The sequence below is a fragment of the Edwardsiella sp. A.80236 genome, assembly GCF_044540725.1.
Classification (GTDB): Bacteria; Pseudomonadota; Gammaproteobacteria; order Enterobacterales; family Enterobacteriaceae; genus Edwardsiella; species Edwardsiella tarda.
On record NZ_JBIUCY010000008.1, the window covers coordinates 58,818 to 78,516 of the forward strand.

Below are 19,699 nucleotides of genomic sequence, written 5' to 3' on the forward strand. Positions count from 1 at the left end.
TATGTGATGAAAATTGCGATTAGCGGTACGGGCTATGTTGGCCTGTCCAACGGGATTTTGTTGGCGCAGCATCATGAGGTAGTGGCGCTGGATATCGTGCCGGAGAAGGTTGAGATGCTCAACCGGCGTGAGTCGCCCATCGTGGACAAGGAGATCCAAGAGTACCTTGCCACGCATTCCCTGAACTTCCGCGCCACCCTGAATAAGGAAGAGGCGTACCGTGATGCCGACTTCGTGATCATCGCCACGCCGACGGATTACGACCCGAAGAGTAACTACTTCAATACCAGCAGCGTCGAGGCGGTGGTGCGTGATGTCTTGGCGGTGAACCCGGCGGCGGTGATGATCATCAAGTCGACCATTCCGGTCGGTTTCACTCAGCAGTTGCGTGAGCGTCTCGGCATCGACAACCTGATCTTCTCGCCGGAGTTTCTGCGCGAGGGGCGGGCGTTGTATGACAACCTGCATCCGTCACGTATCGTGGTCGGTGAACGCTCCGCGCGCGCCGAGCGCTTTGCCGCGTTGCTGCAAGAGGGAGCGATTAAGCAGAATATCCCGACCCTGTTCACCGACTCCACCGAGGCGGAGGCGATTAAGCTATTCGCCAACACCTACCTGGCGATGCGTGTGGCCTACTTCAACGAGCTGGACAGCTACGCCGAGTCCTTGGGGCTGAATAGCCGCCAAATCATCGAAGGGGTGAGCCTCGATCCGCGCATCGGTAATCATTACAACAACCCTTCCTTTGGCTATGGCGGCTACTGCCTGCCGAAGGACACCAAGCAGCTGCTGGCTAACTACTCCTCGGTGCCGAATAACCTGATCCAGGCGATCGTCGAGGCCAACCGTACGCGTAAAGATTTTATCGCCGACTCGATCATTAGCCGTAATCCGCAGGTGGTGGGGGTCTATCGCCTGATCATGAAGAGCGGTTCGGATAACTTCCGTGCCTCCTCGATTCAGGGGATCATGAAGCGCATCAAGGCTAAGGGCATCAAGGTGGTGATCTTTGAGCCGGTGATGAAGGAGGAGACCTTCTTCCACTCCGAGGTGATCCGCGATCTGGAGCAGTTCAAGGCGATGTCGGATGTGATCATCTCGAACCGCATGGCGCCGGAGCTGGATGATGTCGCCGACAAGGTCTACACCCGCGATATTTTCGGCAATGACTAACCATTACCGGCAATTTATGTAAGACAATACTGGCCGTTGACGTTAGCATAGCGGCCATCGAGAGTGTGCTGAACGACACCCATCTCCTCCGCACGCCTAAGGGCGTGCGTGTCTTTGAAACGCCTAATCTTGCTCAGGCTAGATGGAATTTTTACGGGATAACTTATGCGTATTTTAGTGACCGGCTGCGCCGGCTTTATCGGTGCCAATCTGTGTGGCCGTCTGTTGGCGGCGGGGCACCAGGTCGAAGGCATCGACAACCTGAATGACTACTACGATGTGTCGCTGAAGCAGGCGCGTCTGGCCCCGCTACAGGCCGACGCCAACTTCACCTATCATCCGATCGATATCGCCGATAGCGAAGCGATGGCGGCGTTGTTCGGCACCCGTCATTTCGATCGTGTGGTCCATCTGGCGGCGCAGGCTGGGGTACGCTACTCCCTGACCAATCCATTGAGTTATGCCCAGAGCAATCTGCTGGGGCACGTCAACGTATTGGAAGGCTGCCGCCACGGCAAGGTGGGGCATCTGGTCTATGCCTCCTCCAGCTCCGTCTATGGGTTGAACAACAAGGTGCCGTTCTCGACGGACGATCGTGTCGACCATCCGGTTTCGTTGTATGCCGCCACCAAAAAGTCTAACGAACTGATGGCGCACTCTTACTCCCACCTGTACGGCCTGCCGACCACCGGTCTGCGTTTCTTCACCGTCTATGGGCCGTGGGGGCGTCCGGATATGGCGCTGTTCAAGTTCACCAAGAACATGCTGGCAGGTCAACCGATCGATATCTATAACCATGGCGATATGCAGCGTGATTTCACCTACATCGACGATATCGTCGAGGGGGTACTGCGTATCATGGAGGTGGTGCCGCAGCCGAACCCTGACTGGCGTGTGGAGCAGGATTCGCCGGCGGCCAGTTCCGCCCCATACCGGGTCTACAACATCGGCCACGGTAGCCCGGTGCGTCTGATGGATTACATCACCGCCTTGGAAGAGGCGCTAGGCATCGAGGCGTTGAAGAACTTTATGCCGATGCAGCCTGGCGATGTCTACCAGACTTATGCCGATACCGAAGATCTGTTCGCGGCGACCGGTTACTGCCCTCAGGTAGGGGTGAAGGCCGGGGTGCAGGCCTTCGTCGACTGGTATCGCGCCTACTATCAGCAGTAACTCGCCCGATTTTCGCCTTCCTCAACCCCGGCCTGCGTGCCGGGGTTGTTTTTTGGGCGCTTCTCCATACATCCAGAGTCAATCCGTGCCATTAAGCGCTAAGCGATAGCAGCAATCGATACCCTTGAAACGCAAACATGAGTTAACATAATACCTACATTTATGCTGTGCATTTGACACAGCCGGTATTGGTTACACAGGAGTTTGTCATGTCCAAACAACAGATCGGCGTAGTGGGAATGGCGGTCATGGGGCGGAACCTGGCGCTGAACATCGAAAGCCGCGGCTATAGCGTCTCTATCTTCAACCGTTCACCCGAGAAAACCGATGAGGTGATGGCGCAGAATCCGGGACGGAAACTGGTGCCTTACCACTCGCTCCCCGAGTTTGTCGCCTCGCTAGAGACGCCGCGCCGCATTCTGCTGATGGTGAAGGCGGGCGAGGGGACGGACAAGACCATCGCCTCGTTGACCCCCTATCTGGAGCCGGGAGACATCCTGATCGATGGCGGCAACACCTTCTTCCAGGATACCATTCGTCGCAATCGCGAGCTGTCGGCGCAGGGCTTTAACTTTATCGGTACCGGCGTCTCCGGTGGCGAGGAGGGTGCGCTGAAGGGGCCTTCCATCATGCCGGGCGGGCAGAAGGAGGCCTACGAGCTGGTGGCGCCGATCCTGCGTAACATCGCCGCCGTCGCCGAAGATGGCGAGGCCTGTGTGAGCTACATCGGGCCGGACGGCGCCGGGCACTATGTGAAGATGGTGCACAACGGTATCGAATATGGCGATATGCAACTGATCGCCGAGGCTTACTCCCTGCTGAAGCATGCCGTCGGCATGAGCAACGACGAGCTGGCGGCGACCTTCGCCGAGTGGAATCGTGGCGAGCTGAGCAGCTATCTGATCGAGATTACCGCCGACATCTTCGCCAAGAAAGATGACGAAGGGAACTATCTGGTCGACGTGATCCTGGACGAGGCCGCGAATAAGGGGACGGGTAAGTGGACCAGCCAGAGCGCGTTGGATCTGGGCATCCCGCTGACCCTGATCACCGAATCGGTCTTCGCCCGTTACCTCTCCTCGCTGAAGACGCAGCGCGTCGCCGCCGCACAGGTGTTGACCGGCCCGCAGGCACAGACATTGCCAGCCACAGAGCGCGCCGCCTTCGCCGAGAAGGTCCGCCGTGCCCTCTATCTGGGTAAGATTGTCTCTTACGCCCAGGGCTTCCAGCAGTTGAAGGCCGCTTCCGATGAGTACGATTGGTCGCTGAACTTCGGTGAGATCGCGCGTATCTTCCGCGCGGGCTGCATCATTCGTGCCCAGTTCCTGCAGAAGATCACCGACGCCTATGCCGCCAACCCGGCGCTGGCCAACCTGCTGTTGGCGCCCTACTTCAAGGCGATCGCCGACGAGTACCAGCAGGCGTTGCGTGATGTCGTCTCCTACGCCGTACAGCAGGGGATACCGGTGCCAACCCTCTCCGCCGCCATCACGTATTACGACAGCTATCGCTCGGCGGTGCTGCCAGCTAACCTGATCCAGGCGCAGCGCGACTACTTCGGTGCCCACACCTACCAGCGCACCGATCGGGAAGGGGTATTCCATACCGAATGGCTGGCGGAGTAATCTCGCCGTCATTGCCTCAACCAATCCGGGCTTCGGCCCGGATTTTTTTATCTCAATGCATCCTGTAGAACGCCAATCGTGCAGAGTAACGCCATAGTTTGTTGCATAAAAACTCGGCAGTCATACCGTTTTATTGTGATAATGGGCTGTTCTTGTCTCCCTGTCGATGGTACAAACAGCAATAGAGCGCTGTATGCCAGCCGATGGGCTGCCAGGTTTGGTTTTTTAACTTAAGCAAAGGTGTTGATATGGAAAATGCAAACAAGCCGACGTTCCAGAACGTATTGGAATTCGTGCGTACCTTCCGCCGCAAGAACAAGCTCCAGCGTGAGATCGCGGACATCGAAAAGAAAATCCGCGACAACCAGAAGCGTGTGCTGCTGTTGGACAACCTGAGCGAGTACATCAAGCCGGGCATGAGTGTTGAAGCGATTCAGGCGATCATCGCCGACATGCGCGGCAACTACGAGGATCGCGTCGATGAGTACATCATCAAGAACGCCGATCTCTCCAAAGAGCGTCGCGAGCTCTCTAAGAAGCTGAAGGCGCTGGGCGAAGGCGAGCACAAAGACGAGAAGTAATCGCCCGTCACGAATCTCAACAGCAAAAGGCGTGATCGACGATCGCGCCTTTTTCTTTTGGTTTATCGAGGGGCGATAAAAGCAAACAACCCGCTTAAGTGACCTTAAGCGGGTTGCTTTAAATTTGGCTCCTCTGACTGGACTCGAACCAGTGACATACGGATTAACAGTCCGCCGTTCTACCGACTGAACTACAGAGGAATTGTGACAACAGGGCGCATCATAGCGAAGGGACGCGGGGCTGTAAAGCGTTAAATCATCGCTTGCAATCGTTCGCCCAGAATAACGGCAATTCGATGATTTTCAGTCCATTAATTCGAGAAGTCTGCACCGAACGTAGGAAAAGAGCCACCTTGGGAGTAAGGGGGAGGTCTCGATGAGGAACAGCAAAAAGCCCGCTTAAGTTTCCTTAAGCGGGCTTCTCTAAATCTGGCTCCTCTGACTGGACTCGAACCAGTGACATACGGATTAACAGTCCGCCGTTCTACCGACTGAACTACAGAGGAATCGTGACAACGGGGCGCATGATAGCGAAGGCGCGTACGGCTGTAAAGGGCTAAATCGTACGGCGCGCGCGTTCGGCTAGAATAACAACAAAACGTCGGTTTTCAGTACATTAATGGTAAAGCGTCGGGCTAATGCCATACCTCGCGGGTGGAGGCACAGCGAAGCGAGCTTGCCTCAATCGCCAAACAGCAAAAAGCCCGTCTACGTTTCCGAAGACGGGCTCTTCTAAATTTGGCTCCTCTGACTGGACTCGAACCAGTGACATACGGATTAACAGTCCGCCGTTCTACCGACTGAACTACAGAGGAATTGTGACAACGGGGCGCATCATAGCGAAGCGTGCTCATGCTGTAAAGTAGGAAATGCGTGAGCGAACGTGTTTGCTGAATCGGGCAGCAATCGGCGTAATATTTCTGCATATCGCTGGGCGATCGGTCAGGGAGAGGCGGGGCGCTAGACAGTGTGAACAGAGCAAAAAGCCCGCTTAAGTTTCCTTAAGCGGGCTTCTCTAAATTTGGCTCCTCTGACTGGACTCGAACCAGTGACATACGGATTAACAGTCCGCCGTTCTACCGACTGAACTACAGAGGAATTGTGACAACGAGGCGCATCATAGCGAAGCTGCTGGGGGGTGTAAATAGGGAAATCGATTATTATCATCCGGTTGCTGAATATGACAGCAGTGGATTGCATTTTAGTCGGTGATTGGCTGTATTTTTCGCCGAGAAGCCGAGAAGCCGAGCCGCGGCTTGGTGGTGTGCGATCTATCGGCAGCGGCGCGTGTTGCTCGTTAACCCGATAAGGCGAACCTGCCGGGAGAAAGGCGAATCCCCCGGCAGGGTGGCTTAGCCGCGTGATAGGCGTTGGAATCCCTCGCGCAGATCATCCTGCAGGTCGGCGATATCTTCCAGGCCAACCTGGAGCCGCAGCGTCATGCCGCCGGGGGCCCAGGGGGTGACGCTGCGGTAGTCGCGACAGTCGAAAGGCACGATGAGGCTCTCGAAGCCCCCCCAGGAGAAGCCCAGGCTAAACACCCTCATGCCATCGAGCATCGCATCGACATTATCTTGGTTGAAACGGCTGTCCAGCACGATGGAGAACAGGCCGGTGGACCCACAGAAATACTTCTGCCAGTTAGCGTGCCCCGGACAGTCGGCGAAGGCGGGATGCAAGACACGGCTGACCTCCGGTTGCGCCTGCAGCCATTCGGCCAGGGCGAGTCCACGCGTCTCCGCCGCCTTGACCCGCAGGTGCAGGGTGCGCAATCCGCGTAAGGCGAGGAAACAGTCTTCGGCGCCGGGGAGCATCGCTAAGGCATCGTAGGTGGCGCGCAGGGCGGGCCAGTGGCTCTCGTTGGCCGAAACCAACCCCATCAGCAGATCGGAGTGACCGCCCAGGTATTTGGTGCCCGCCTCGACCGAGAGATCGATACCCTGAGCATGAGCCTGGAAGAAAATCGGTGTTGCCCAGGTGTTATCGATTACCGTGGTCACGTGGCGCCGTTTGGCGACAGCGACGATCGCACCGATGTCTTGTACTTCGAAGCTCTGTGAGCCGGGGCTTTCCAACATGATCATCCGGGTATTGGGCAGGATCAGATCGTCAATCTCCTCCCCGATCAGCGGATCATAGTAGCTGACGCTGACGCCATACTTGGCCAGGAAGGTATCGCAGAAATTACGAGTCGGGCGATAGACCGAGTCGGTGACCAGAATATGGTCACCCCGTTGGGTGACCGAGAGTAGCGCCAGCGCTAAGGCGCCCATCCCGGAAGGGGAGATCACCGTGCCCGCGGCGCCGCACAGGGATGACCAGGCCTTCTCTAGGCTCTCAATGGTCGGGGTGCCGAACGTGCCATAGGCGAAGCGTGCCTTGACTTGCCGAATATCCTCACAGCTGTTGAAGATCACCGTCGAACCACGGTATATCGGTGTATTAACGAAGCCCCACTGCTCATCGGGATTGCGTCCGAGTAGAGAGAGGCGTGTATCCAGTTTAAATTCATTGATCTCTGAAGCGTTTTTCATAACCTTACCTTTTACTCGAAGAATTTAAAGAAAGGCGATAGACAAAGCAGTACACCTATCGCCGAGATAAAGACGACTCGCCAAGAGTAGTATTTCTTTAATGCTGGGACTTTAAACACCAGATAACAGGGGATAATACAGGAGACAATGCCAGCAACAGGGGCAGCTATCTGAGATAATAAGAGAATAGGGAAATGTGTCAGTACCCAACCCCATAATAAAATAATTATAGAGAGGGTGATCCCTCGGCTGACGAGTTTCTCATTGATGGATTGCTCATCGATAAAACGTGAGAGAATATTTACGACAATGCCGGTCATGGCCTCCTGAAAACCGAGATAGTTACCAAAGAAGGCGGTAGCGATGGCGGAAATATTTAATGCTATCGACATTATCTTAATGATATTGCCGGGAATGACCTTGGCGACGATGGCCATCGCCGAGATATTGTGCTGCGCCGCCTCGACCGCCTGATCATGGCTTAACGACAGGGTAAAGGAGAAGGCGAAGAACAGGACGGCGCAGACCAGGATGGCATAGGCGATACGACTGGCTCGCTGCGCACGGTAGGTAGCGATAATCGGATCGGCCTCGACCTTACGGAAGGCGACGTTCATTGGACTGAGGATCTGGACGAACAGGATGGAGAATAGGGTGAAGGGGAGAGTCAGAATCGTACCGACGAGCAGCTCACCCAGGGGCGGAATATTGCCGATATAGCTGAAGTTCCAGTGGGGGATCATCACCATCCCGAGCAGCACGACCACACCCAGCTTCATTAACACCATCGGCCCAGACACCTTGAAGATGAGTCGCTCACCCTGGGCGGCGATGCCGACCAGGAAGGCTAAGATCAGCAGCCCATACCACCAGCGATCCGACAGGGGCTCCTGGGTTAGGCCGAAGGTTTGCAGGTAGGAGGCGCTGTCGAAGGTGGCAGAGAGTGAGTAGGTCAGCATGCCGATCAGTAACATGATGAAATAGGTAATGCCGAGGAAGAACCCCCAGTTTTTTCCCAGGTAGTAGGTGATCACCCCGGAGTAATCTTTACACTCTGGGCTTTGAGATAACGTCTTTAGATAAAGCGCTTGCATCATATACAGGGCGGGGTAGGCGAATAATACCGATAGGGTAAAGACCCAGATCCCTTTTAATCCAATCTGAATCGGTAGAAAAATAATTCCGGCGCCGATGGCCATGCCGATACACAGAATGACCCAGCCCGCATCATAACTGGTGAATGGGATTTTACCTTTAATCGCAGTTTGTGAAATATCATGGCTATTATCCATAATTTTACCATTATATTAGTGGGAGAGAAGTGGGCAGCTCGCCACTTATAACCTCACTATTTGTTTGCCACCTACTGGTAAAATCATAAATTGTGATCCTGTGAGAATAAAGTTTACTATTGGTGAAATATAATAAATTCATTGTCGAGTGCTAGTGGATTACCCGGTGGAACGTAGTCCTGTTATTTATTCGTTTCCCCATATAGTATTAATTTAATCAATTCCATTCCGTTCTCTTGATAAAAGAGGGAACATCAATGCTTAATGCGTATACTCTGCATCAACTCAGTGTCTTTGTGCGTATCATCGAGATGGGGAGCCTGAGTAAGGCGGCGCGAGAGTTGGGGTTATCTCGTTCGGCGGTGAGCAAAAGCCTGGCAACCTTAGAGCAGCAATTGGGCGTGCTGTTAATTAAGCGTAGTACGCGTCGCCTGTTCCTGACGGAGCAGGGCACGGCGGTCTTTAACCGGGCGATTATGTTGCTCGATGCCTGCCAGGATCTCTTTACTCAACTGCATAGCGAGACGGAGCCAGAGGGGGTACTGCGCCTCTCCTGCTCGGTGGCTTATGGTTCGACCTGTTTACCTGATGCGATCAGCGCCTATCAACGCCAGTTCCCGCGCGTCAGGATCCATGTCGATCTCAACGATGAGTTGATTAATCTGGCGGAAAGAAATTTTGATATGGTGCTCAGGATCACTCAGCGGCAGTGGGAGCGCGCAAACGCCTTTCTGTTGGGCAAGGTGAATTGGATCTACTGTTGTTCCCCACACTACTTGCAGGGCAAGCCGGCGATCACTCAGCCGGCGGATCTTTCTCACCACCGTTGTCTTACCAATCCGGTGATGAGCTATCATGATAAGTGGGTCTTCTGCGGTCGCGATGGGCAGCAGATGATCGCGGTGGACTCGCGTCTGACCTCCAACTCTAGCCTGACTCTGCTCAAGGTCTTGCTGAATCACAATGGCGTCTCCTGCCTGCCCGATTATCTGGCAGAGGCTTACATCGCGCGCGGTGAGCTGGTGCATCTGTTGCCGGATTACCATGCCGGGATTTTTCACTATCTGTACGCCATCGAAAAGACATCCCGGGTGGTGAACCCATTAACCCGTTCCTTTATCGCACATCTTAAGGCGACGCTACCGGTCTATCACGAGGGTGCTGGAGAATAGGGGAGTCCCGGCGAGGATGGGGGGCGATGGTGCAGGGGGGAATGGTGTGACGCGCGCCGTTGCATATGCTAACAGCAAAAAAACGAAAAGCCCGCGCAAGGCGGGCTTTTCAGGAATCTGGCTCCTCTGACTGGACTCGAACCAGTGACATACGGATTAACAGTCCGCCGTTCTACCGACTGAACTACAGAGGAATCGTTACAACGGGGCGCATCATAACGGCCACGCAGGGTCCTGTCAACCGCTAACCCGCGCGCCCGGGCGCGAGTGCTGTTTTTCTCACCACCTCGGTTAGGCTGAAGGTGAGAGCTGCAATAGGCCACTATCGTAGAGGCGTTGTAGCGGGTCCTGGCGGTAGAAGCGCACAAAGTGGCGATAGACGGCGGGGAAGCGCTCCGCCAGTAGCTCCGGTGCGCTAAAGAAGTATTCGGAGAGGACGGCGAAGCACTCCGCCGGCTCACTGGCCGCATAGGCATCCAGGCTAGCGCCCTCTTCGCCCAACAGCTCGACCTCCTCCTGGATCGCCATCATGGCGGCATGCAGATCGTGCTCCCAGGCGGCGACCTCCCGTAATGGGATCGGCGGGATACCGTTGGCGATCCCGGCGTTACGCATGTCGAGCTTATGTGCCGTCTCATGGATGATCAGGTTGTAACCGGAGCGGTCGAAGGAGTCGCGCACATCCAGCCAGTTGAGCAGCACCGGTCCCTGCAGGCTGCACTGGCCGGCCTGCACCGCCGGACCGCTGTGCACCAGTCCGATGTCATCCTCCCACTCATCATGCAGCAGATAGGGCTGCGGATAGAGCAGGATCTCGTGGAAACCATCGAGCCAGTCGATGCCCAATTCCAGGATCGGCAGGGCAAACAACAAGGCGATACGCGCCTCCATCAGCGGTGTGACCTGAAGCGCTTGAAGGGCTACCAGGCGTTTCTGGCGGATGACTTGTTGTGCCAACGTGATCAGGCGTCGTTGCTCGTCGTCGCTCAGCGCCGCTAGCAGCGGGATGGTACAGGCCTCACTCCAGGGATGGTTGTCTGGCGCGTTCGGGGGTTGCGTACGCCAAGGCCACTTAATCATGACGGATCCGTTCCTCTTCTTTTTCTGGGCGCGTGATGTGCTCGTGCGGGTCATACCGTAAACGCCAGCGTGCACAGCCGTGTCATATAGCGTGGGCGTTTTAGAGGTTAACGTATTATGCGGGCGGCGTTGATATTAAAAAGGTTGTACTGAGAGGATTGTGATATATATCGCGCTGTGTAGACAACGCCGCCCCACTGGCGGGGGCGGCGTTGGCGATCAATCGCGGCAGCGTTGCAGAATATCCAACTGCGGATTTGCCGCGCTGGTGGTGACATGCATCATCGAGAGCAGCGTCGGGAACAGATTATCGTGTGAGAAGTGCCCATCACGTGCGGCCTGTTGCAGACATTGAAGATTGATGCGGTTCGCTTTGGCATAGCCATCCGACAGCCAGAGCGACATCGGCACATGGGTCTGCTCGGAGGGGGCGAACTGATAAGGCGTTCCGTGCAGATAGAGCCCCTTCTCACCGAGCGACTCGCCATGGTCAGAGACGTAGTACAGGGCGACGTTGTACTGCTTCTCATACCCTTTCAGTCGTTCAATAAACTGATTCACCACATAATCGGTATACACCAGGGTATTGTCATAGGTGTTGACCAACTGCTGCTGGCTACAGTTTTCGATGTCGCTGCGCTCACAATCCGGCATAAAGACGCGGAAACGCGGCGGATAGCGTAGGTAGTAGGTGGGGCCGTGGCTGCCGATTAAGTGGAAGACCAGCAGTTTGCTCTTACCATCATCCGGGATCTTCTGCTGTAGGTTCTCCAGCATCACCTCATCGAAGCAGGTCTTGCCGTTACACAACGGATTATCGGCCTTGGTCGGCACCAACTCGTTCGGGGTCCGATCACAGGCGCCCTTACAGCCCTCATCATTGTCGCGCCAGAAGGTGGTGACGCCGGCACGGTGCAGCACGTCGATAACGCTGTCGCTGTTGCGGGCCACGTTACCGTCGTAGTGCTCCCGTGTCAGGTTGGAGAACATGCAGGGGACGGAGATGGCGGTCGCGGTGCCGCAGGAGGTCACGTTGCGGAAATAGATCAGCCCCGGCTGTTTGGCGCTATAGGGGTTGGTCTCCCGATCATAGCCACCCAGTGACTGGTTTTGCGCGCGCGCGGTTTCCCCCAGGATGACAAACACCAGCGTCGGTTTCTCACCCGGCTGGGCGACCAGCTTGGCATCTTCGCCCACCTTACGGAAGGGCATCGGCTTGGTCAGGTAGCGGCGGTCGATATACTGTGCGGTGCTATACAGATAGCTGGCCGGTTGGATTTCCAGATTCAGGGTACGGTTGTTACGCCCGACAGAGGCATAATCTTGGTAATAGAAGCAGGCGACCAGGGCGATCAGCAACAGGGAGAGCAGCATCACGAGCAGGCGGATCCCCAGACGCAGCAGAATGTTATGCCCGTAGATGATGCGGGTCTTCAGCAGCAGCAAGGCGGGTAAGACCCCCGCCAACAGCAGCCAGCCCACCACATAGCGGTTGAGGTAGGAGCCGGCCTCGGCACTGTTGGTTTCGAAGATGTTCTCGATCATCGAACGGTCGAAGATCACCTGATACTTGTACTGGGCATAACTCGCCAGCGCGGTGATGACCAGCAACAGGGCGAAAAAAGGTTTCAGCAACGGGCGGAAACTAAAGGGCATAAACACAAACAGCAGGGCAGCGAACAGCACCAGCGGAATGGAGATGACAAAGCCGATGCGATACTCACCCAAGGCATGCAGGATGCGGTAGAAATGTAACAGAATCGGGATGTTCAGGACCAGCGTGAAGTAGCCGGCCAACAACAGCATGACGGTAAGAAAGCTGGCGGAAAGGCCTTTATGTGACAATGAAGACTCCTGCCTGTCAGGCGATAGACTGCCCGAGGGCAGATGCAAAAAATGGTCTAAGCCTAAGTAGAGAAACTTAAAATAGCCTTAAGTAGCGCCTATCCCATTAGGCTATTTTTATTTGCCATTTTGGCCCTGGGCAGTGCTCACACAAAACTTAGCGAAGTTTTGAACGCCCTTCAGGGCGGCCCGAAGGGTGAGCGAAGCGAATAATCCTCACGTACTGCGTGTACGCTCCGGTTGTTCCGCGCTGTCCGTGTCCAAACTGGCTGCAACAATACACGCCTACTGGGATAGGCTCTAAGTCCCTTTCTCCCGCCCGCGATGCGCGTCTGCAAACCTGCGGTGGCGGCGATCGCCCGATAAAACCCGCTTCACGGCGTCTATTCCCGCCATCGCTTCATTTTCACTCTGGCATGCTATGCACTGCGTAATTTTAGGTATTGCAGTTGGGGACGCCGTGGCAGAAGAGAGTGATCTGGAAAAAACCGAAGACCCCACCCCCCACCGAATAGAGAAAGCTGAAGGACTGCTGGGCTTTCTTGATGAAGTAACCCCCACCCCCCACCGAATAGAGAAAGCGCGTGAGAAGGGGCAAATCCCCCGTTCGCGTGAGCTGACCTCGATGTTGATGTTGGCCGTCGGCTTGGCGATTCTGCTGCTGGGCGGCGACTATTTGGCGAGCTCCTTGGCGGTGATGATCGCCCAAGGGTTGCACTTCGATCACCTGCTGCTGAGTAATGACCGACAGATGCTGATCCAGCTCGGCATGCTGCTGCGCCAAGCCGTCGCCGCGCTCTTGCCGGTTCTGCTGGGGTTGATGCTGGTGGGATGGTGTGCGCCGATGCTGATCGGGGGTTTTCTGTTCAATCCTGGCTCGATCAAGTGTGAGCTGAATCGTCTGAATCCGCTTACCGGCTTCAAGCGTATGTTCTCCAGCCAGGTGCTGGCCGAGTTGTTGAAAGGGGTGCTCAAGGCCACGCTGGTCGGTTGTGTGACGGGGTGGTTCTTATGGCATTACTGGCCGCGCATGCTGCGATTGATCACCGAGTCCTCGCTGGAGGCGATGGGCGATGCCCTGCATCTGGTGGGGATGTGTGGCTTATTGGTGGTGTTGGGACTCCTGCCGATGGTGGGGTTTGACGTCTTCTATCAGCTATGGAGCAACCTTAACAAGCTGCGTATGACCAAGCAGGAGATCAAGGATGAGTTTAAGGAGCAGGAGGGCGATCCGCATGTTAAGGGGCGCATTCGCCAACAGCAGCGTGCCGCCGCCCGCCGCCGTATGATGAGCGACGTACCGAAGGCCGACGTGATCGTGACCAACCCGACGCACTATGCCGTCGCCTTGCAGTACCAAGAGAACAAGATGAGTGCGCCTAAGGTCTTGGCCAAGGGCGCAGGCAATATTGCTCAACGTATTAAGGCGTTGGGCATGGAGCACCGTATCCCCCAACTGGAGGCGCCGCCCTTAGCGCGTGCGCTCTACCGTCACAGCGAAATCGGCCAGGCGATCCCCGCGACCCTGTATGCCGCGGTAGCCGAGGTATTGGCCTGGGTTTATCAATTGAAACGCTGGCGACGTGAAGGGGGGCAGGCTCCGAAGAAACCGACAAATTTACCGGTGCCGCCCGCACTGGATTTTGGCGTTACTGACTCCGTAGAAGGAACACCGACCGATGGCTAATCTGGCCGCGCTATTGCGCCTCCCCGGCAATATGAAAGACTCTCAATGGCAGGTATTGGCCGGGCCGATCCTGATCCTGCTGATCCTCTCCATGATGGTGCTGCCGTTGCCGCCCTTCGTGCTGGATCTGCTATTCACCTTCAACATCGCCCTGTCGATTATGGTGCTGTTGGTGGCGATGTTTACTCAGAAGACCCTGGAGTTCGCCGCCTTCCCCACCATTTTGCTGTTCTCCACGCTGTTGCGCCTGTCGCTTAACGTCGCCTCGACGCGTGTGATCCTGATGAACGGTTATACCGGTGGCGCGTCGGCGGGGCAGGTGATCGAGGCCTTCGGTCACTTCCTGGTGGGCGGAAACTTCGCCATCGGTATCGTGGTGTTTATCATCCTGGTACTGATTAACTTTATGGTTATCACCAAGGGTGCCGGGCGTATCGCCGAGGTTGGTGCACGCTTCGTCCTGGATGGGATGCCGGGTAAACAGATGGCTATCGACGCCGACCTCAATGCCGGGCTGATCGGCGAGGAAGAGGCGAAGACACGCCGCGCCGAGGTGACGCAAGAGGCCGATTTCTACGGCTCGATGGATGGTGCCAGTAAGTTCGTGCGCGGCGATGCCATCGCCGGCTTGATGATCATGGCGCTCAACGTCGTCGGCGGTCTGTTGATCGGTGTCATTCAGCATGGCATGTCGGTCGGGCAGGCGGCGGAGACCTATACCCTGCTGACCATCGGTGATGGCCTGGTGGCGCAGATCCCGGCGTTGGTGATCTCCACTGCCGCTGGCGTGATCGTCACGCGTGTTAGCACCGATCAAGATGTCGGCGAACAGATGGTAACCCAGCTGTTCAATAATCCGCGGGTGCTGATCCTCAGTGGGGCGGTGCTCGGCTTGTTGGGCCTGGTTCCGGGCATGCCGAACCTGGTGTTCCTGTTGTTCACCGTCGCGCTGTTGGGGACCGCCTGGTGGATGAGCAAGCGTACGGCCCAGGCCGAACAGCAGCAGGAGCAGATGCCGTTGCCAGAGAGCCAGCCGGTGATGGAAGCCAGTTGGGACGATGTTCAACTGGAAGATCCGCTCGGTCTGGAGGTTGGTTACCGTCTGATCCCGCTGGTGGACTTCCAGCAGAATGGCGAGCTGTTGGGGCGCATCCGCAGCATCCGGAAGAAGTTCGCCCAGACGATGGGCTTCCTGCCGCCGGTCGTGCACATCCGCGACAACCTGGAGTTGCAGCCCTCTGGCTATCGTATCTTACTCAAGGGGATCGAGGCCGGACGCGGTGAGGCACACCCGGGGCGCTGGTTGGCGATCAACCCGGGCAACGCCGCCGGCACCTTAGAGGGGCAGGCGACCACCGATCCCGCCTTCGGTTTACCCGCCATCTGGATCGATAGCGCGTTGCGTGAGCAGGCGCAAATTCAGGGTTATACTGTGGTGGAGGCCAGCACCGTCGTGGCGACGCACCTCAACCATATCATCAGCCTGCACGCCAGCGATCTGTTCGGGCGCCAAGAGGCACAACAGCTGATGGATCGTGTCTCGCACGAGATGCCGAAGCTGACGGAAGACTTTATTCCAGGGGTGGTGACGCTGACCATCCTGCATAAGGTGCTACAAAATCTGTTGGCCGAGAAGGTGTCGATTCGCGACATGCGCACCATCATCGAGACGTTGGCGGAGCACGCACCGATCCAGAAGGATCCCTATGAGCTGACCGCGCTGGTACGCGTGGCGTTGGGGCGTGCCATTAGCCAGCAGTGGTTCCCCGGAGAAGGTGAGATCCAGGTCATCGGCTTGGATACGCCATTGGAGCGTTTGCTGTTACAGGCCCTACAGGGCGGTGGCGGTTTGGAGCCCGGCCTGGCGGATCGCCTGTTGGAGCAGGCACGTCAAGCGTTACAGCGCCAAGAATTACTCGGTGCGCCGCCGGTACTGTTGGTCAACCATGCGCTACGTCCGCTACTGGCGCGCTTCCTGCACCGCTCCTTGCCCCAACTGGCGGTGCTCTCTAACTTGGAGATCAGCGACAATCGCCAGATCCGTATGACCTCGACCATCGGTGGGGCGGAGTAAGCGATGCGCCCGTTGATCGCCTTGTTCATCTGGGGATGGCTGGCGACGGCTTGGGCCGCCGCCGGTGGCAGTTGGTCGGCGGATAGCAGCGGTTTGCAGCTCAGCCAGCAGGGGGTGGTCGTTAACCAACCGCCCTTGGCGCCCTTAGCCGGGCAGGTTCCCGCCGGGGCACGCATTGACGATGTGGTGTGGCAGATCTCGCTGTTGAGCCCCGCGCCGACGGGGCTGACGCTGCAACTGTGCACGACGCGGCGTTGCATGGCGTTGGACGGATTATCGGGACGCTCGCTGGGATTGCGCGGTGAGCCCGCCGACAGCACGCTGCGGGTGGTGATGTGGGTCGCCGGGAAGGGCACGATCTACCCGCCGATTAACGTGGTGAGCCAGCAGGTCATCGTCAATTATCACTGAGTACAGCCATCCTGAGCCCCGCGTTTAGCGGGGCATGTGGTACTCGACTCGCCGCAGGCTAACACGCCCTCTCCCCATCCTGCGGGGAAACCCTTTCTCTCGTATGACCTCAATCGTGTGATGATCGACGGCTCGATAGACCGACATCGCCCTGTTCCCCGTGGCCACGTCACGAGGCAAGCTGGTGCTGGTGCTGGTGCTGGTGCTGGTGCTGGTGCTGGTGCTGGTGCTGGCGTAGATGTAGATGCGGAGCATCGCCTAGCAAACGGGGAGAACGATGGAGAGGATATCCCCAGAGTGGTGGGATGACCCGCCGATTAACCGGGTTAGTCAGCGGGTGTCGCTTCGGAGAGCGGAGTGCGCCGTGCGCACGCGTTCCGGCGAGAGTCCTGGTGTTGGCGCAAAGGCCTAAATACGTAATTTGCGTGCGTTGAGCAAGCCACTCTGGGTCTGACCATCGGGTCCATAAAGCGCTTGGCCGTGACGGCTCTGTAACGCACCCATCGCCTGTTGATTGTAAGACAGGTGGCGATTGAGCAGTTCGCCGTTGTGTTGGTTCATCTCATGTAGCTGGCGAGTCAGTGTCAGGATGGTCTGCCACAGTTCGGCCTGCTGCGGATCGGTATAGGGTGGCTGGGGAGCGGCATCGCGCCGCCGCTGGTCGAGATGGCGCAGATTGGCCAACTGATTCTCTTTCTCCAACGTCACGGCCTGTAGGCGTACCGCATCGACTTGACCGGCGCACAATAATTGCTGCTCCTGGGTCATCGTGACGTTGAGGGCCTGCAAGATTTCCACCATCTGTTGCAGGTGAACGACTGTGTCTGCCATTAAGCTTACTTATCCTTTAAATAGGCGAACGTATCCTGCAACAAGGCGTCGGCGATTTTACCGGTATCCATCTTCAGTTCCCCGCTGCGGATCGCCTGCTTCAACGCTTCGACGCGCGTGGTGTTGATATCGCGGCTATTCGGTTGCATCAGGCGAGCCTGGGCGTCACTCAGCTTGACCTGGGTGCCGATAACGCCTTCCTGGCTGCTGGCGACCTTGCGGGTCTGTTGCGCCGCATCCTGGGGTTCACGGGCTTGAAGGTGGCTGATGGCACTCAGCGCGGAAGTACGATCTATGCTCATCGTTATGGTCTCTCTGGTTGACCACGCCACCGAGTGTGGCGGGTGGCTATCCGGTCTTTATCTTCTTTAGCTATACCATCGGCAAATTAATCAATAACTTTAGCCAAAATGTGTCGATATTTATCTCTTTATCCCTGCGGAATAACCACACATCTGTGCCTAATCCACGGATAACAGCATTATAACGTCACCGAGAGCGTCCCTGGACCGCTGGCTTTGCCGCTGATCACCTGGCCTGAGGCCGTGCGTGCGCGTACCACGTCGGCCAGCGCCGCATTGTTCATCGCGCGGCCTTCGCTGCTGACATTGAAGCCGTCCCCCTGCGCCAAGATCTGGACCTGTTGCCCTGCGCGGATCACCCACGTGCGGCGCACCATGGTGGCGGCGATCGGTTGCCCGGCGCCGATGTTGCGTAAGACGGTGGCGCCCTCTAGACGAGTAAGATCGAGAATAGTACCGGGAGGGAGGGTGTCGAGTCGACCCTGCGTCAGACGAAATTGTGTCGCGCTGAGGTTTTGCCCACGATTTAACGCCTTGACGGTAACGGGATAGCGCCCAGTGACCTGCACCTCGGTTTGGAGATAACGGCGCTCATCGGGGCACTGCACCAATACGCTGAGACGCCCCCAACGGCGTGGTGAGGCGAGTTGGCTAATCTGCGGCTGTAGGCAATGGGGCCACTGTTCCGCCTCGGACAGGATGCGGACCTGTACCTGGTAGGTCTCGCCCGGGAACTGTTGCTGAAAGTAGGCGTGTATCGCTTGTTGCAAGGGCGCGCTTGTCGTTGCCGCGTCACAGAGCGGCACCACCAACCCTAAGGTGGCGGCGAGCGGCGCCGTCAGGCGCGATAGTCGTCGCAGCATGCTCTTTTCTCCCGGTTAAATCCCCATCACTCACAGGGCGTTTTCTGTACCCGCGGCGTTAGTTTACCCGGACAGGCTAAAAGCAAAGGCGCTAAATAGCAGGCCATTTACGCCTTATTCTCGCCATCGGCTTTACCTGAGCGGCCCTATCCTATGCACTCCAAATTGTCATTGACATAGGGTGGGGGAGCCTTTCCGCCATCCCAGCTAACCGATAGCGGAGACGGTATGCTCGATAAACTGGATGCCGCGTTTCGTTTTCAGCAGGAGGCCCTGAATCTGCGCGCGCAGCGTCAGGAGATCCTGGCTGCAAACATCGCCAACGCGGATACCCCCGGCTACCAGGCCCGGGACATTGATTTTGCCTCACAGCTGTCACGCATCCTGGAACAGGGGCGTCCTGACGGCAGCAGCATGGCGCTTTCACTCACCTCGGCACGCCATATCCCGGCGCAGACAGTGCAACCGCCGACGCTGGATCTGCTGTATCGCGTGCCGGATCAGCCCTCATTGGATGGCAATACCGTCGATATGGATCGCGAGCGTACGCAGTTTGCCGATAACAGCCTGCGTTACCAAACCGATCTCACCGTCCTTACCGGCCAGATTAAAAGCATGATGTCCGTGCTGCAACAGGGGTAATCCATGTCGCTTTTATCCATTTTTGATATTTCCGGCTCTGCGCTGACGGCGCAGTCCAAACGCATGAACGTGGCGGCCAGTAACCTGGCGAATGCCGACAGCGTAACCGGTCCCGATGGCGAGCCGTATCGCGCTAAGCAGGTGGTCTTCCAGGTGAAGCCGGGCGCGGGTGAAGAGATCGGTGGCGTACAGGTCAGCCAGGTGGTTGACGATCCCTCACCGGATCGTCTGGTCTACCAGCCGGGCAACCCGCTGGCCGATGCCAAGGGGTATGTGCGGATGCCTAACGTCGACGTGGTCGGGGAGATGGTGAACTCCATCGCCGCCTCGCGGAGCTATCAGGCTAACGTCGAGGTGTTGAACACCACTAAATCATTGATGATGAAGACATTAACCCTCGGCCAATAACAGGAG

17 protein-coding genes and 5 tRNA genes are annotated in these 19,699 nt (G+C 57.0%); 10 read left to right on the plus strand and 12 right to left on the minus strand.

Features of this window, described 5'->3' with window-relative positions; genetic code table 11:
• Positions 1 to 6: 6 nt before the first annotated feature.
• From ugd to ACEQFP_RS08740, 4 genes are all read left to right on the plus strand, one after another.
• Complete coding sequence (ugd, locus tag ACEQFP_RS08725) at positions 7 to 1,173, plus strand: UDP-glucose 6-dehydrogenase (protein ID WP_068869818.1); 1,167 nt, start codon at positions 7 to 9, stop codon at positions 1,171 to 1,173.
• Positions 1,174 to 1,338: 165 nt separating this feature from the next.
• Positions 1,339 to 2,346: an NAD-dependent epimerase gene (locus ACEQFP_RS08730; RefSeq protein ID WP_005284189.1), complete on the plus strand. Its 1,008-nt coding sequence runs from the start codon at positions 1,339 to 1,341 to the stop codon at positions 2,344 to 2,346.
• Positions 2,347 to 2,555: 209 nt separating this feature from the next.
• Entirely contained in the window at positions 2,556 to 3,971 is a 1,416-nt protein-coding gene (gene gndA, locus ACEQFP_RS08735) for an NADP-dependent phosphogluconate dehydrogenase (RefSeq protein ID WP_370545932.1), read from the plus strand.
• Positions 3,972 to 4,219: 248 nt separating this feature from the next.
• A complete protein-coding gene (locus tag ACEQFP_RS08740) occupies positions 4,220 to 4,552 on the plus strand; it encodes a DUF496 family protein (protein ID WP_005292779.1) in 333 nt (110 codons plus the stop codon).
• A 125-nt stretch (positions 4,553 to 4,677) separates the two neighbouring features.
• Here ACEQFP_RS08740 and ACEQFP_RS08745 read toward each other — a convergent pair.
• From ACEQFP_RS08745 to ACEQFP_RS08770, 6 genes are all read right to left on the minus strand, one after another.
• A tRNA-Asn gene (locus tag ACEQFP_RS08745) sits at positions 4,678 to 4,753 on the minus strand.
• A gap of 229 nt (positions 4,754 to 4,982) precedes the next feature.
• Positions 4,983 to 5,058 (minus strand) — tRNA-Asn (locus tag ACEQFP_RS08750).
• 233 nt (positions 5,059 to 5,291) lie between these two features.
• Positions 5,292 to 5,367, minus strand: a tRNA-Asn gene (locus ACEQFP_RS08755).
• Between the two features lie 207 nt (positions 5,368 to 5,574).
• Positions 5,575 to 5,650 (minus strand) — tRNA-Asn (locus tag ACEQFP_RS08760).
• A 254-nt stretch (positions 5,651 to 5,904) separates the two neighbouring features.
• A complete protein-coding gene (gene metC, locus ACEQFP_RS08765; protein ID WP_370546856.1) occupies positions 5,905 to 7,086 on the minus strand; it encodes a cystathionine beta-lyase in 1,182 nt (393 codons plus the stop codon).
• An 11-nt stretch (positions 7,087 to 7,097) separates the two neighbouring features.
• The gene (locus ACEQFP_RS08770; RefSeq protein WP_109610286.1) at positions 7,098 to 8,378 is read right to left on the minus strand and encodes an amino acid permease; all 1,281 of its coding nucleotides are present in this window, start codon (positions 8,376 to 8,378) and stop codon (positions 7,098 to 7,100) included.
• A 257-nt stretch (positions 8,379 to 8,635) separates the two neighbouring features.
• Here ACEQFP_RS08770 and ACEQFP_RS08775 point away from each other — a divergent pair, with 257 nt between their 5' ends.
• Entirely contained in the window at positions 8,636 to 9,550 is a 915-nt protein-coding gene (locus ACEQFP_RS08775) for a LysR family transcriptional regulator (protein ID WP_109610285.1), read from the plus strand.
• 118 nt (positions 9,551 to 9,668) lie between these two features.
• Here ACEQFP_RS08775 and ACEQFP_RS08780 read toward each other — a convergent pair.
• From ACEQFP_RS08780 to ACEQFP_RS08790, 3 genes are all read right to left on the minus strand, one after another.
• A tRNA-Asn gene (locus ACEQFP_RS08780) sits at positions 9,669 to 9,744 on the minus strand.
• A gap of 97 nt (positions 9,745 to 9,841) precedes the next feature.
• Entirely contained in the window at positions 9,842 to 10,630 is a 789-nt protein-coding gene (gene mtfA / locus ACEQFP_RS08785; protein WP_035606391.1) for a DgsA anti-repressor MtfA, read from the minus strand.
• A 219-nt stretch (positions 10,631 to 10,849) separates the two neighbouring features.
• Positions 10,850 to 12,475 carry a phosphoethanolamine transferase gene (locus tag ACEQFP_RS08790; protein WP_005292828.1) on the minus strand — a complete coding sequence of 542 codons (1,626 nt, stop codon included), beginning with the start codon at positions 12,473 to 12,475 and terminating at the stop codon, positions 10,850 to 10,852.
• 460 nt (positions 12,476 to 12,935) lie between these two features.
• Between ACEQFP_RS08790 and flhB the strand changes: the two genes are divergently transcribed.
• Genes flhB through ACEQFP_RS08805 form a run of 3 tightly spaced genes read left to right on the plus strand, consistent with a single transcriptional unit; the run spans position 12,936 to position 16,647 of the window.
• Complete coding sequence (gene flhB / locus ACEQFP_RS08795) at positions 12,936 to 14,162, plus strand: flagellar biosynthesis protein FlhB (protein WP_396464191.1); 1,227 nt, start codon at positions 12,936 to 12,938, stop codon at positions 14,160 to 14,162.
• Positions 14,155 to 16,236 (plus strand): flagellar biosynthesis protein FlhA, encoded by a 2,082-nt coding sequence (gene flhA, locus ACEQFP_RS08800; protein WP_005284272.1) that lies wholly within the window; start codon positions 14,155 to 14,157, stop codon positions 16,234 to 16,236. Before flhB ends, flhA begins: the two co-directional genes overlap by 8 nt.
• 3 nt (positions 16,237 to 16,239) lie before the next feature.
• A complete protein-coding gene (locus ACEQFP_RS08805) occupies positions 16,240 to 16,647 on the plus strand; it encodes a flagellar protein FlhE (RefSeq protein WP_068869808.1) in 408 nt (135 codons plus the stop codon).
• 408 nt (positions 16,648 to 17,055) lie between these two features.
• Here the strand turns inward: ACEQFP_RS08805 and ACEQFP_RS08810 are convergent, their stop codons facing one another.
• The 3 genes from ACEQFP_RS08810 to flgA all read right to left on the minus strand — a co-directional run bounded on the left by ACEQFP_RS08810 (position 17,056) and on the right by flgA (position 18,643).
• Positions 17,056 to 17,478 (minus strand): flagella synthesis protein FlgN, encoded by a 423-nt coding sequence (locus tag ACEQFP_RS08810; RefSeq protein ID WP_005284281.1) that lies wholly within the window; start codon positions 17,476 to 17,478, stop codon positions 17,056 to 17,058.
• Between the two features lie 5 nt (positions 17,479 to 17,483).
• Positions 17,484 to 17,780, minus strand: coding sequence for a flagellar biosynthesis anti-sigma factor FlgM (gene flgM, locus ACEQFP_RS08815; RefSeq protein ID WP_005284284.1), 297 nt, complete (start codon positions 17,778 to 17,780; stop codon positions 17,484 to 17,486).
• A 179-nt stretch (positions 17,781 to 17,959) separates the two neighbouring features.
• Positions 17,960 to 18,643 (minus strand): flagellar basal body P-ring formation chaperone FlgA, encoded by a 684-nt coding sequence (gene flgA / locus ACEQFP_RS08820; protein WP_005284292.1) that lies wholly within the window; start codon positions 18,641 to 18,643, stop codon positions 17,960 to 17,962.
• A gap of 228 nt (positions 18,644 to 18,871) precedes the next feature.
• Here flgA and flgB point away from each other — a divergent pair, with 228 nt between their 5' ends.
• Both flgB and flgC read left to right on the plus strand, forming a co-directional pair.
• Positions 18,872 to 19,285, plus strand: a complete 414-nt coding sequence (gene flgB / locus ACEQFP_RS08825) for a flagellar basal body rod protein FlgB (RefSeq protein WP_005284295.1) — start codon at positions 18,872 to 18,874, stop codon at positions 19,283 to 19,285.
• A 3-nt stretch (positions 19,286 to 19,288) separates the two neighbouring features.
• Positions 19,289 to 19,693: a flagellar basal body rod protein FlgC gene (gene flgC / locus ACEQFP_RS08830; protein ID WP_005284298.1), complete on the plus strand. Its 405-nt coding sequence runs from the start codon at positions 19,289 to 19,291 to the stop codon at positions 19,691 to 19,693.
• The last annotated feature ends 6 nt before the right edge of the window (positions 19,694 to 19,699 follow it).